The sequence below is a fragment of the Streptomyces sp. NPDC051913 genome, assembly GCF_044593635.1.
Classification (GTDB): Bacteria; Actinomycetota; Actinomycetes; order Streptomycetales; family Streptomycetaceae; genus Streptomyces.
In genome coordinates this window covers 249,567-262,118 of sequence record NZ_JBIUCI010000010.1, presented here as the reverse complement: position 1 = coordinate 262,118, position 12,552 = coordinate 249,567, and the positions used below count along the sequence as shown (strand labels likewise).

The 12,552-nt window shown below is 70.1% G+C and carries 10 protein-coding genes and 1 tRNA gene; 2 read left to right on the top strand and 9 right to left on the bottom strand.

Annotated elements, in window-relative coordinates; genetic code table 11:
• Positions 1-2 precede the first annotated feature (2 nt).
• The 5 genes from ACIHIX_RS29335 to ACIHIX_RS29315 form a co-directional block, all read right to left on the bottom strand.
• Entirely contained in the window at positions 3-911 is a 909-nt protein-coding gene (locus ACIHIX_RS29335) for a Bax inhibitor-1/YccA family protein (protein ID WP_399961283.1), read from the bottom strand.
• A 172-nt stretch (positions 912-1,083) separates the two neighbouring features.
• A complete protein-coding gene (locus ACIHIX_RS29330; protein ID WP_399961281.1) occupies positions 1,084-2,259 on the bottom strand; it encodes a 4-hydroxybenzoate 3-monooxygenase in 1,176 nt (391 codons plus the stop codon).
• 108 nt (positions 2,260-2,367) lie between these two features.
• On the bottom strand, positions 2,368-2,733 hold the full coding sequence (locus ACIHIX_RS29325; RefSeq protein WP_399961279.1) for a hypothetical protein: 366 nt from the start codon (positions 2,731-2,733) through the stop codon (positions 2,368-2,370).
• Between the two features lie 501 nt (positions 2,734-3,234).
• Positions 3,235-3,753, bottom strand: coding sequence for a hypothetical protein (locus ACIHIX_RS29320; protein WP_399961276.1), 519 nt, complete (start codon positions 3,751-3,753; stop codon positions 3,235-3,237).
• Positions 3,754-3,808: 55 nt separating this feature from the next.
• Positions 3,809-3,891 (bottom strand) — tRNA-Leu (locus ACIHIX_RS29315).
• A gap of 395 nt (positions 3,892-4,286) precedes the next feature.
• On the opposite strand from ACIHIX_RS29315, the gene ACIHIX_RS29310 reads away from it, so the two are divergent.
• The gene (locus ACIHIX_RS29310) at positions 4,287-5,057 is read left to right on the top strand and encodes an ABC transporter ATP-binding protein (RefSeq protein ID WP_399961274.1); all 771 of its coding nucleotides are present in this window, start codon (positions 4,287-4,289) and stop codon (positions 5,055-5,057) included.
• Positions 5,057-7,585: an ABC transporter permease gene (locus tag ACIHIX_RS29305; protein ID WP_399961272.1), complete on the top strand. Its 2,529-nt coding sequence runs from the start codon at positions 5,057-5,059 to the stop codon at positions 7,583-7,585. The genes ACIHIX_RS29310 and ACIHIX_RS29305 overlap by 1 nt, the downstream gene beginning before the upstream one ends.
• Before the next feature lie 53 nt (positions 7,586-7,638).
• Here the strand turns inward: ACIHIX_RS29305 and ACIHIX_RS29300 are convergent, their stop codons facing one another.
• The 4 genes from ACIHIX_RS29300 to ACIHIX_RS29285 form a co-directional block, all read right to left on the bottom strand.
• On the bottom strand, positions 7,639-8,931 hold the full coding sequence (locus ACIHIX_RS29300) for a class I SAM-dependent methyltransferase (RefSeq protein ID WP_399961270.1): 1,293 nt from the start codon (positions 8,929-8,931) through the stop codon (positions 7,639-7,641).
• A 166-nt stretch (positions 8,932-9,097) separates the two neighbouring features.
• Positions 9,098-10,489, bottom strand: coding sequence for an NAD(P)/FAD-dependent oxidoreductase (locus tag ACIHIX_RS29295; protein ID WP_399961268.1), 1,392 nt, complete (start codon positions 10,487-10,489; stop codon positions 9,098-9,100).
• 467 nt (positions 10,490-10,956) lie between these two features.
• On the bottom strand, positions 10,957-11,910 hold the full coding sequence (locus ACIHIX_RS29290; RefSeq protein ID WP_399961266.1) for an exopolyphosphatase: 954 nt from the start codon (positions 11,908-11,910) through the stop codon (positions 10,957-10,959).
• Positions 11,911-12,008: 98 nt separating this feature from the next.
• Positions 12,009-12,533, bottom strand: a complete 525-nt coding sequence (locus tag ACIHIX_RS29285) for a DUF501 domain-containing protein (RefSeq protein WP_399961264.1) — start codon at positions 12,531-12,533, stop codon at positions 12,009-12,011.
• Between the last annotated feature and the right edge of the window lie 19 nt (positions 12,534-12,552).

Sequence of the window (12,552 nt, the reverse complement as noted above, 5' to 3'; positions counted from 1 at the left end):
GGTCAGTCGCTGTTGAGGATCGAGATGAGCCTCAGGAACTCCATGTAGATCCAGACCAGCGTCATGGTCAGACCGAACGCCGCCAGCCAGGCCTCCTCCTTCGGCGCGCCGTAGGCGATGCCGTCCTCGACCTGCTTGAAGTCGAGGGCCAGGAAGCAGGCGCCGAGCAGGACGCCGATGATGCCGAACACGATGCCGAGGCCGCCGCTGCGGAAGCCGAGACCGTCACCGCCGCCGAAGACGGCGAACAGCAGGTTCACGGCCATCAGCAGGACGAAGCCGAGCGCGGCCGCCATCACGAAGCCGTAGAAGCGTCGGTTGACGCGGATCCAGCCCGCCCGGTAGGCCACGAGGACCGCGGCGAACACGGCGAGCGTGCCGATCACGGCCTGCATGGCCGCACCACTCGCGATGCGGTTGTCGACGACGCTGGAGACCACGCCGAGGAAGACACCCTCGAACGCGGCGTACGACACGATCAGCGCGGGCGAGGCCTTGCGCTTGAAGGACTGGACGAGCGCCAGCACCATGCCGATCAGACCGGCACCGATGGCGATGCCGTAGGACCGGCTGATGTTCGCGTCGTCGACCGGCAGCGCCGCCCAGGCGACCGCGGCCGTGACGATGAGAACACCGAGGGTCGTACCGGTGCGCATGACGACGTCGTCCATCGTCATCCGGCCGGTGGTGACCGGGGCCTGCGGCGGCGCGCCGTGCTGCAGGTCCTGCTGGGCGTAAGGGTTCTGCGCGTAGGGGTTCTGCGCGTACGGGTTGCCGGTCGGCTGCTGGGCGTACGGGTTGCCCTGCGTGCCCACGGCTGCGCCCCCGGCCTGCGGCTGGGCGTTGAAGCCCGCGTAGCCGTTGTCGCGGCTGAACCCCCGTCGCGAGAAGACCGGGTTGCTGCTCCTCATTTCACTCCTCCATGGCCACTACGTGTGGGCCTTGGCGTCAAGAGTAATAGGTAGGCAAAGGATTGACCCTAGTGCTTGGGGAGGATCTTTCCCTCGTCGTGCGAGGCAACACGCTACGCGGCCCGTCGATTCCCGGCCACGAAGGGGGCAGGTTCATGACCATTTCGGTACATCACTCGAAGGAGAACCCCGTGTACCCCTCGGCGAGGTCGGTCTCGGCGGCCTCTGACGTGGCGATCCGCTCCAGCCGCGCCACCTGGAGCCGGTCCTCGAAGGGAGTGGCGTCGGGCGACCGGTGCAGCAGGGTCGTCATGTCGTACGAGAACCGCTCGGCCTGCCACACCCGGCGCAGACAGGTCTCCGAATAGGCGTCGAGCAGCTCGGCCGATCCGGTCTCCTTCTCGTGCGACAGCGCCCGCGCGAAGGTGACGACGTCGCCGACGGCCAGGTTCAGCCCCTTCGCCCCGGTCGGCGGCACGATGTGCGCGGCGTCCCCGGCGAGGAAGAGCCGCCCGTGCCGCATGGGCTCGTGGACGTAGGACCGCATGGGTGTCACGGACTTCTGGGTGATGGGGCCGCGTTCCAGCGCCCAGCCGTCCTCGGTCGCGAACCGGCGCTCCAGCTCGTCCCAGATCTCCTCGTCGCCCCACGCCTCGGCGTCGGTGCCCTCGGGGACCTGGAGGTAGAGGCGGGAGACCGACTGCGAGCGCATGGAGAGAAGGGCGAAGCCGCGGTCGTGGCGGGCGTAGACCAGCTCGTCGTGCGAGGGCGGGACGTCGGCGAGGATGCCGAGCCAGCCGAAGGGGTACGTCCGTTCGAAGACGCGGACGAGTTCCTCGGGCACCGCCTTGCGGGCCACCCCCCAGAACCCGTCGCACCCGACGACGTACTCGCACTCCAGGACGTCCTCGCGGCCCTCGTGCCGGAACCGGACGGTGGGGCGGTCGCTGTCGGCGCCCTCGACGGCCAGCGCCTCCGCCTCGAACAGCAGCGGCCCGCCCTCCTTCAGCTGGAGGGCGATGAGGTCCTTGCAGACCTCGGTCTGCGCGTACACCATCACGGACCGGCCGCCGGTGAGGGCGGGGAAGTCGACGCGGTGCCGCTTCCCTTCGTACCGCAGTTCGATCCCGTCGTGCCGCAGTCCCTCGCGGTCCATGCGCTCGCCGGCCCCGGCCGCGCGCAGCACGTCCACGGTCCCCTGCTCCAGGATCCCGGCCCGCTGACGCTGTTCGACGTAGCCGCGGTCGCGGGCCTCCAGGACGACCGAGTCGATGCCCGCGGTGTGGAGCAGCCGGGCGAGGAGGAGGCCCGCGGGGCCGGCTCCGATGATGCCGACGGTGGTGCGCATCGACGAACCTCTCTGTTCGCACTCGTCGCGCTGGTTCGCGCTTGTTCGTGTAGTGAAATTTCCTTCACCATTGACTCCTGCTGAGTCTGCGACGGCCCGCGGCCCCTGTCAACGGTCGGTGCGCGGGAGGACGCCTGGGCGCAGCTCGATACGGACGGTGTCGTCGTCCTCGACGACGTAGGTCGGGTCGGTGTCGTGGTCCCAGCCGACGCGGAGGAGGTAGTAGCGGTGGTCACGTTCGAGGAGGACGCGCAGGCCGGTGTAGCGGTAGCGGTAGTGGACGCCCTCGCCGAGGTCCTCGTAGCGGGGACCGGGCGGGGGGGGGGGAAGAGCCCGGCGACCAGGAGGGACCCGGCGCGCTCCCAGGGGGCCCGGGCCTCCCCGTCGGGGCCCGCGGCACGGGTCAGCCCGAGGATGAGCCCGCCCGCGACCAGCAGCGGCGCCGTCCAGCCGTAGGGCTGGATCCAGCGCCATAGCAGCATCAGCACGACGCCGAGGACGACGTACCCGAGATGCGCGCGAGCGACGGCGCGGCCGAACTCGCGGAGCCGGCGGACCTGTTGTTCGGGGACGTGGAGCAGGGTCAGCAGCCTGGGCACGGCGGGGACGAGGAGGGCCGGCGCCAGCGCCTCCAGGACCGGAAGCGTGGCCAACCGCAGGCTGTGCATGACGAGTTCGAAGGTGCTCTGCCCCACGGCGAAGGGGTTGAGGCGGAAGTAGCCGAAGTAGGCGTTCGTGTAGATGTAGCCGGCGTAGAGCATCAGGGCGCCGACGAAGGACTCGGTTCCGGCCACCGAGTTGAGCATGTCGACGGGCCCGCGGGGGCCCTCGGGCGGGGGCGCGGGGGTGGGTACGGGCGCGGACGGCCGTGGTCGGGCGGGCCGGACCCGTGGGCGGCCCGGGCGGATGCGCACGGGGCCGTTCGCGGGCCGCCCGGCGCCTGGCGTAGGGGCCCCGGGGTGGGAAGGCATGGCGTCAGGTCGGCCCGGGGGACGGACTCGCGCCGTCGTCGCCCGGCGCGAGCGAGGAGTCGCCGGAGGGCTGGGTGTCGCCGATCGGCGGATCGATCACCGGGGACGCCCCGCCGCCGTCGGTCGGGCTCGGCGGCGAGGAGCAGTTCGGGTAGTCGCCCTGCTCCGGCGAGGGACAGGCGCTGTCGATGCCGCCGATGCCGCCGTCGAGGCCGACCGAGATGCTGTCCCGGCCCGTGCCGTCCGACGGCGGCGCCACGCCCGGCACACCCGGGTCCCCGTCGGTCCCGCCGTCTCCACCGCCCCCGCCGGCCCCATCGGCTCCGTCACTGCCGCCGCCGACGCCGCCGTATCCGACGCCCGCGTCCGGAGACCCCGCGGGGCCGGTCGCACCCGACGCCGGTCCGCCGCCGCCCGGATCGTCCCCGCCGGCACCCGCCGACGCACCGCACCCGGTGACCGCCCCGAGGCCCAGCAGCACGGTCAGCCCGATCGCGGCGAAGTCTTGAACGCAGGGGCGCACCGGAAGCGGCCATCGGCCGTCGGTTTTACGAAAAGGGGACGAAAGAGGTCGGAGGTGCCCGGAACCGGACTTGAACCGGTACGCCCGCGAGGGGCAGCGAGGTTTAAGCTCGCCGTGTCTGCATTCCACCATCCGGGCAGGCCATGGGCTCCGCGTCGAGGTTCCGAGCCTATCGGGATACGTCCCCCGAACAGCGGACGGGCGGACCGATGTTGTCTTATTTTATTGACGTCTGAGGGTGCATCAGCCCGTGGAACGAGCCATCCGCACTTGCCAATAGCCTTACGTGCGAGGCCCGCCCGCGCATGCGGAATGACGGAATTTCACCGCTTCAACCAGGGGGCTCCACCTGTTCTCGACGCGGCCTTCGCCCCGGAGCCGCGCCGTCATCCCCAGGTATGACATCACCGGGTGTGGTCAGACTCGAGTCGCCCTCCGGAACCGGAGCAGCGGGTGACTACAGGGCGTCAAAGCGCCGGAACGATGGTTCAGGAGTCCAGAACCCGTCGTCGTCCCGTCAGGAGCACCCACCCGTGACCACCACACCCATCGCCGACCGGACCACCACCGTGGCCGCGCGCGCCACGGATCTGTCGAAGATCTACGGACAGGGCGAGACCCAGGTGGTCGCCCTCGACCGGGTCTCCGTCGAGTTCCGGCAGGCCGAGTTCACCGCGATCATGGGCCCGTCCGGCTCCGGCAAGTCGACGCTGATGCACTGCGTGGCCGGGCTCGACACCTTCTCGTCGGGCTCGGTGCGCATCGGCGACACCGAGCTCGGCTCGCTCAAGGACAAGCAGCTCACCAAGTTGCGCCGGGACAAGATCGGCTTCATCTTCCAGGCGTTCAACCTGCTGCCGACCCTGACCGCGCTGGAGAACATCACGCTGCCGATGGACATCGCGGGCCGCAAGCCCGACAAGCCGTGGCTGGAGTCGGTGATCCAGATGGTCGGCCTCAAGGACCGGCTCTCGCACCGGCCCTCCCAGCTCTCCGGCGGCCAGCAGCAGCGCGTCGCCGTCGCCCGCGCCCTGGCCTCCCGGCCCGACATCATCTTCGGCGACGAGCCGACCGGAAACCTCGACTCCCGCTCCGGCGCGGAGGTGCTGGGCTTTCTCCGCAACTCCGTACGGGAGTTGGGGCAGACCGTGGTGATGGTGACCCACGACCCGGTGGCCGCCGCCTACGCCGACCGTGTCGTCTTCCTCGCCGACGGTCGGATCGTCGACGAGATGTACCGGCCGACGGCGGACAACGTGCTCGATTTCATGAAGCAGTTCGACGCGAAGGGCCGTACCTCCTGATGTTCCGCACCGCCCTGCGCAACGTCCTCGCGCACAAGGCCCGGCTCCTGATGACCGTCCTCGCCGTGATGCTCGGCGTGGCCTTCGTCTCGGGGACGCTGGTCTTCACCAACACCATCTCGAACGCCTACCAGAACAGCTCGGCCAAGGGCTTCGACCAGGTCGACGTGGCCGTGCAGTCCGACTACCAGGAGAGCAAGGGCAACACGGTCGGCAAGGCGCCCGAACTGACCCAGGCGCTGCTGGACAGGAGTGCCAGGACCCCGGGGGCCGCGTCCGCCATCGGCGTGGTGAGCGGCTTCACCGCCATCGCCGACAAGGACGGCAAGCTCATCGGCGGCGGCTTCCAGTCGCAGGGCGGGAACTACTGGGGCGACAAGGACCCCCGGTACCCGCTCGTCGAGGGCGCGGCCCCCAGCGGCGCGGACCAGGTCGCCATCGACTCCGAGACCGCCGACCGTGCCGGGTACGAGGTCGGCGACAAGGTCCGTATCTCCATCGACGGCCCGGTCCTCTCCCCCACCGTCACCGGCATCTTCACCACCGACGACGGCAATGTCGCCGCCGGTGGCAGCCTCGCCCTGTTCGACACGGCGACCGCGCAGAAGCTGTTCGGCAAGACGGGGACGTACGACGAGATCGATGTGAAGGCCGCCGCGGGCACCTCCCAGACGGCGCTGAAGGCCGCGCTCGACAAGTCGCTGCCGAGCGATGTCGTCGAGACGACCACCGGCAAGGAACTCGCCGACAACCAGGCCGAGTTGATCTCCTCGCAGATGTCCGGGCTGAAGCAGGGTCTGCTGGTCTTCGCCGGGATCGCGCTGTTCGTCGGCACGTTCATCATCGCCAACACCTTCACCATGCTGGTCGCCCAGCGCACCAAGGAGCTGGCGCTGCTGCGGGCCGTCGGTGCCTCGCGGCGCCAGGTGACCCGCTCGGTGCTCATCGAGGCGTTCGTCGTCGGCACCGTCGCCGGGGTCACCGGTCTGGTCGCCGGTGTCGGCATCGGCGCCGGGCTGCGGTCGCTGATGGGCACGCTCGGCGCGACCGTCCCGGACGGGCCGCTGATCATCTCCGGCTCCACGGTGGCCACCGCCCTCGCGGTCGGCGTCCTCATCACCATGCTGGCCGCGTGGCTGCCGGGCCGCCGGGCCGCGAAGATCCCGCCGGTCGCGGCGATGAGCAGCGTGCACGCGCAGGCCACCACCAAGTCGCTGGTCCTGCGCAACACGCTGGGCGCGCTGTTCGCGGGCGCCGGTGTCGCGGTCGTCCTCGCGGCGACCACGATGGACGGCTCCGACGGCCAGGCCCCGATGGGTCTCGGCGCGGTCCTCCTCATCATCGGCGTGTTCATCCTGACCCCGCTGCTGTCCCGCCCGCTGATCGCCGCCGCGGCGCCGGTCCTGCGGATCTTCGGCACCGCGGGCAAGCTGGCCCGGCAGAACTCGGTCCGCAACCCCCGTCGTACGGCCGCCACCGCGTCCGCGCTGATGATCGGGCTGACCCTGATCACGGGCATGACCGTGATGGCGGGCAGCCTCCAGAAGTCGATCGACAAGATGGCGTCGTCGGCGATCCGCGCGGACTACATCGTGTCGATGGCGAACGGCAACGAACTGTCCACGGACGTCGACCGCAAGCTGAACGCCACGGACGGCGTCACCGTCACCAGCCCGCTGCGCAACGCCCCGTCCCGCATCGACGGCGAGACCGAGTACCTGACGGGGGTGAACGGCGCGGCGATCGCCGAGCTGACGAAGCTGAAGGTCGACAGCGGCCGCTTCGAGGTGGGCGGCGGCCAGGTGGTCGTCGACAGCGACACCGCCAAGTCCCGTGGCTGGACGGCCGGTTCGACGTTCACCGCGCACTACGAGGACGGCAAGGCACAGAAGCTCACCGTCTCCGCGGTGTACGAGGGCAACGAGCTCATCAGCGGCATCATGGTCGACAACAAGGGCCTGACCCCGCATCTGACCGACCCGGCCGACATGCAGGTCCTGGTGAAGACCGCCGACGGCGCCTCCGACGCCACGAAGGACAGGCTGGAGAAGGCCCTCGGCACCAACCCGGCCATCAAGGTCCAGAGCAAGCAGGACCTCTCCGACGACATCGCGCAGATGTTCACGCTGATGCTGAACATGCTCTACGGCCTGCTCGCCATGGCGGTGATCGTCGCGGTCCTCGGGGTCATCAACACCCTCGCCATGTCGGTCTTCGAGCGTTCGCAGGAGATCGGCATGCTCCGCGCGATCGGCCTGGACCGCAAGGGCGTCAAGCGGATGGTCCGCCTGGAGTCCCTGGTCATCTCCCTGTTCGGCGGTGTGCTGGGCATCGGCCTGGGCGTCTTCTTCGGCTGGGCGGCCGGTGAGCTGCTGGGCACGAAGATGGCGACGTACGAACTCGTCCTGCCCTGGACGCGGATGGGCGTCTTCCTGCTGGGCGCCGCGCTGGTCGGGGTCCTGGCGGCCCTGTGGCCGGCCCGGCGGGCGGCGAGGCTGAACATGCTGTCGGCCATCAAGGCCGAGTAGCCGTGGTGGATCAGGGGCCCGTCACCGACACGTGGCGGGCCCGTTGTGTCCGTTCAGTTCCAGGTGCGGGCCCGCAGGGGCATTCCGGAGGCGCCGGAGTCGGGCGCACGGACGGCCAGGACCTGGTTGACGCCGATGCTGTTGCGTTCGAAGGCGAGGGCGCAGGCGGCCATGTAGAGGCGCCAGACCCGGGCCCGGCCGGGGCCGGTGAGCCGTGCGGCGTGGGCCCAGTCGGCCTCCAGGCGGGCCACCCACCGGCGCAGGGTGAGACCGTAGTGCTCCCGGATCGACTCGACGTCACGCACCTCGAACCCGGCGCGTTCGAGTTGGGTGACGGTGGTGCCGAGGGGGGCGAGCTCACCGTCGGGGAAGACGTAGGCGTCGATGAACTCGTCGACGTGGTACGTCGATTCGTCACGCTGGGGGCGGCGGGCGATCTGGTGGTTGAGGAGCCGCCCCCCGGGCGTGAGCAGTGCGTACAGATCCTCGGCGTACTCCAGGTAGCGTTCGGCGCCGACGTGTTCGGCCATGCCGATGGACGAGATCGCGTCGTAGGGTCCGTCGGTGACGTCCCGGTAGTCCTGGACGCGGATCTCGATCCGGTCGGTCAGGCCCTCGTCGGCGACGCGCTTGCGGGCGTAGGCGGCCTGCTCCTGGGAGAGGGTGACGCCGACGACGTGCACGCCGTGCTCGCGGGCGGCGTGGATGGCCATCGAGCCCCAGCCGCAGCCGACGTCGAGAAGTCGCTGACCGGGCGTCAGGGCGAGCTTGCGGCAGACGAGTTCGAGCTTGTCGCGCTGGGCGTTCTCAAGGGTGCTCTCCGGCGTCTCCCAGTAGGCGCACGAGTAGACCATCGACGGGCCGAGGACGATCTCGTAGAAGTCGTTGCCGACGTCGTAGTGGTGGCTGACGGCGCGTCTGTCGGTGCGCTTGGTGTGCAGGTGGCCGCGGTGTCTGCGGACCTCCTCGGGCGGCGGGGCGGGCGGCAGCGGGAGCCCGGAGAGCCGCACCAGGCCGCGCAGGGCGGCGCGCACCTCGGGGTCGCGGAGCATCGCGGCACGGCTCCTGGTGTCCTCACCGCGCTCCCAGACCAGGCCGGAGATCAGGTCGAGGGCGGTGTAGAGGTCGCCGTCGATGTCGAGGTCGCCCGCGACCCAGGCACGGGCGAGACCGAGTTCGCCCGGTTTGAACAGCAGATGGCGCACGGCGCGGCGGTTGCGCAGGACCAGGGCGGGGGCGCCCGGTGGACCGGCCTGCGAGCCGTCCCACGCCCGCAGCCGGACCGGGAGCGGAGCTCCCAGCAGTAGTTCGAAGAGGTTCTTCAGCCGCAGCGCGGCGTCAGCCATGGCGCACACCTCCGTGACGACGATCCCGGAATGGTCCACCTACGTAAACAGGCACAGACGGCGATGCCATCCCCGGACACGCCGAAGAGCCCGGACACGCCGAAGGGCCTCCCGCACCACGGATGGCGGGAGGCCCTTCGGTTCTTCGATCAGCGACCGGAGCGGGTCAGGAGGCCTTGGCCTTCTCCTGGGTCTTCTCCGGCTGCGCCGCGGCGGGCGCCGGCGCGGGCTTGGCGGCCTCGTAGAACTCCTCGCGCGGAGTCTCCAGGGCGCCGAGGGCGACGACCTCGCGCTTGAGGAACATCGCGAGCGTCCAGTCGGCGAAGACGCGGATCTTGCGGTTCCAGGTCGGCATCGCCAGACCGTGGTAGCCACGGTGCATGTACCAGGCGAGACGGCCCTTGAGCTTGATCTTCATCTTGCCCATGACGATCATCGCGACGCCCTTGTGGAGGCCGAGGCCCGCCACCGCACCCTTGTTGGAGTGCGCGTACTCCTTCTGCGGGAAGCCCCGCAGGCCGGAGATGACGTTGTCGCCGAGGACCTTGGCCTGACGCAGCGCGTGCTGGGCGTTCGGCGGGCACCAGGCGTTCTCGACACCGGCCTTGCGGGCGGCGACGTCCGGGACCTGGGCGTTGTCGCCGGCGGCCCAGATGTAGTCGGTGCCCTGGACCTGGAGGGTCGGGGCGGTGTCCACGTGGCCGCGCGGGCCGAGCGGGAGGCCGTAGCGGGACAGGACCGGGTTCGGCTTGACGCCGGCCGTCCACACGATCGTGTTGGAGTCGACCTCGAGGCCGTTCTTCAGCACCACGTGGCCGTCGACGCAGGAGTCCATCGAGGTGGAGAGGTAGATCTCCACACCGCGGCTCTCCAGGTGCTCCTTGCCGTACTGGCCGAGCTTGGGGCCGACCTCGGGCAGGATCTTGTCCGCGGCGTCGACGAGGATGAACCGCATGTCCTCGCGGGACACGGTGCTGTAGTACTTGGCCGCGTCGCGGGCCATGTCCTCGACCTCACCGATGGTCTCCGCACCGGCGAAGCCGCCGCCGACGAAGACGAAGGTGAGCGCCTTGCGGCGGATCTCCTCGTCGGTCGTGGAGTCGGCCTTGTCCAGCTGCTCCAGGACGTGGTTGCGCAGGCCGATGGCCTCCTCGACGCCCTTCATACCGATGCCCTGCTCGGCGAGGCCGGGGATCGGGAAGGTGCGGGAGACCGCGCCGAGCGCGATCACCAGGTAGTCGAAGGGCAGCTCGTACGCCTCGCCGACCAGCGGGGCGATCGTGGCGACCTTGCGGTCCTGGTCGATGGTGGTGACCCGGCCGGTGAGAACCTCCGCCTTGGGCAGCACGCGTCGCAGCGGGACGACGACATGCCGCGGGGAGATGCTGCCGGCGGCGGTTTCGGGGAGGAAGGGCTGGTAGGTCATGTACGACCGGGGGTCGACGACCGTGACGGTCGCCTCGCCGTAGCGCATCTTCTTGAGGATGCGCCGAGCTGCGTACAGGCCTACGTACCCACCGCCTACTACGAGGATCCTGGGACGCTCCGTGGTGCTCATGCCATCGAGTATCCACCCGCCCCAGGGGGGTCGCTCGTGCGCCCCTTCACAAGCTCCGACAGGGGGTGTGTTATCCTCCGCGACTCACGTGATCCAGGTCATGGTGCAGACCTGGAACCAGCGTGTACGGCGAGCCGTTGTCAATGCCGCGTGAGCTGCCTCTCTTGCCCTTCGGGACCCCTGTGAGCGGTCCGCAACAACCCTCCGCGGACCCCTTGCGAGCCCTCCCGACGGACCCCCTGTATCACGCTTCTGAACATGTTCAAGGGCCTGTTCGACCCTCGGAAGGGTCAGTCGGACACTTTTCCTGGTTCCACAGGGCGGAATTCCTTGTGAAGAACTTCACGAACTTTTCCGACGCGGTGTCGCCGAGGGGCGTTTTTCGGCCCCCCGGACCCGCTCATACGTTATCCGGCCTGCTCAACAGGTGGCTACCGATGAGTAACAAAAGAGACCCGTGCCACCGGCTAGCGGACGTCCGCCGCCGTTTTGAGGGCGATGCCGTCGAGGATGTCGTGCTCGCTCACGACGACCTCCTCGGCGCCGATCCGCTCCATGATCGCCAGCAGTACGAGAGCCCCCGCGGCGATGACGTCCACGCGACCCGGATGCATGGAGGGGACAGCCGCGCGCTCGGCATGCGTGGAGTGCAGCAGCCACTCGGTGATCTCACGGACCTTTTCGTGGGAGACACGGGAGTGGTGGATGGCCTCGGAATCGTACTCGGGCAGCTCCTGCGCGATCGCGGAGACGGTCGTGACGGACCCGGCGAGCCCGACCAGCGTGCGCGCCTCGCGCAGCGGGACGGTCTCCTCGGCGAGGTCGAGGGCGGCCTCGATGTCGGCCCGCATCGCCTCGATCTGCGCGTCCACGGGCGGGTCGGTGACCTTCCCGTCCACGACCAGATGCCGCTCGGTCATCCGCACACAGCCGACATCGACGGAACGGGCGGCGCGCACGTGCGCGTTCCCCACGACGAACTCGGTCGAGCCGCCGCCGATGTCCACGACGAGATAGGGCGTGGCGAGGTCGTCACGGCCCTTCAGCTCCCCCGTGGCGCCGGTGAAGGAGAACTCCGCCTCCTGGTCGCCGGTGATCACCTCGGGCTCCACGCCGAGGATCTCCAGCACCCCGCGCACGAAGTCGTCCCGGTTCTCGGCGTCCCGCGAGGCCGACGTGGCGACGAACCGCAGCCGCTCGGCGCCGAGTTCCTTGATGATCGCCGCGTACTCGCGGCACGCCGCGAACGTCCGCTCCAGCGCCTCGGGGGCGAGCCGCCCGGTCCGGTCGACGCCCTGCCCGAGCCGCACGATCGTCATACGGCGGTCCAGGTCGACGAGTTCACCGGTCGCGAGGTCGACGTCGGCGACGAGGAGGCGGATGGAGTTGGTACCGCAGTCGATGGCGGCGACGCGAGGCATGAGGGCTCCCCTGGGCAACTGACCGAGACGGGTGGTGGGTGGGCGAAGGTCCGGGGGCCAGGGGGCGGAGCCCCCTGGTACGGCGAGCGGAGGGACGGTCACTGATCAGCGGTGGCCACGACGCACGCCCCCTTGCTCCACCACTCCGGCAACATCGCAAGGGCCTCGTCGCCGAGCGGGTTCACACCGGGGCCCGCGGCCAAGGAGTGCGCCACCAGTACATGCAGGCACTTCACCCGGTCCGGCATGCCTCCCGCGCTCGGGAAGCCCTTGAGCTCCTCGATCTCGTCACGCCGCCGGACATAGTCCTCGTGCGCGGCGCGATACGCCGCGGCGAGCTCGGGGTCGGCCGCCAGCCGCTCCGTCATCTCCTTCATCACGCCGTTCGCCTCCAGCGTCCCGATCGCCGAGTTCGCCTTCGGGCACGTCAGGTAGTACAGCGTCGGGAAGGGCGTGCCGTCGGGCAGGCGCGGGGCCGTCTCCACCACGTCCGGCTGCCCGCAGGGGCACCGGTGCGCGATGGCGCGCAGCCCGCGCGGCGGACGCCCGAGCTGCTGCTTGAAGGCCTCGACGTCGGCGTCGGTCGGCTCGGTGCGCGGGGTGGTGGGCGGGGGCGTTTCCATGCCTGTCTTTCTCTAGGTC

What these genes read in the sequence shown, in the direction of transcription:
- ACIHIX_RS29300 (WP_399961270.1), bottom strand. Translation starts at nt 8,931, where the DNA reads ATGGCTGACGCCGCGCTGCGGCTGAAGAACCTCTTCGAACTACTGCTG.
- ACIHIX_RS29305 (WP_399961272.1), top strand. Translation starts at nt 5,057, where the DNA reads ATGTTCCGCACCGCCCTGCGCAACGTCCTCGCGCACAAGGCCCGGCTC.
- ACIHIX_RS29295 (WP_399961268.1), bottom strand. Translation starts at nt 10,489, where the DNA reads ATGAGCACCACGGAGCGTCCCAGGATCCTCGTAGTAGGCGGTGGGTAC.
- ACIHIX_RS29325 (WP_399961279.1), bottom strand. Translation starts at nt 2,733, where the DNA reads ATGGCGCTGGATCCAGCCCTACGGCTGGACGGCGCCGCTGCTGGTCGC.
- ACIHIX_RS29285 (WP_399961264.1), bottom strand. Translation starts at nt 12,533, where the DNA reads ATGGAAACGCCCCCGCCCACCACCCCGCGCACCGAGCCGACCGACGCC.
- ACIHIX_RS29330 (WP_399961281.1), bottom strand. Translation starts at nt 2,259, where the DNA reads ATGCGCACCACCGTCGGCATCATCGGAGCCGGCCCCGCGGGCCTCCTC.
- ACIHIX_RS29335 (WP_399961283.1), bottom strand. Translation starts at nt 911, where the DNA reads ATGAGGAGCAGCAACCCGGTCTTCTCGCGACGGGGGTTCAGCCGCGAC.
- ACIHIX_RS29290 (WP_399961266.1), bottom strand. Translation starts at nt 11,910, where the DNA reads ATGCCTCGCGTCGCCGCCATCGACTGCGGTACCAACTCCATCCGCCTC.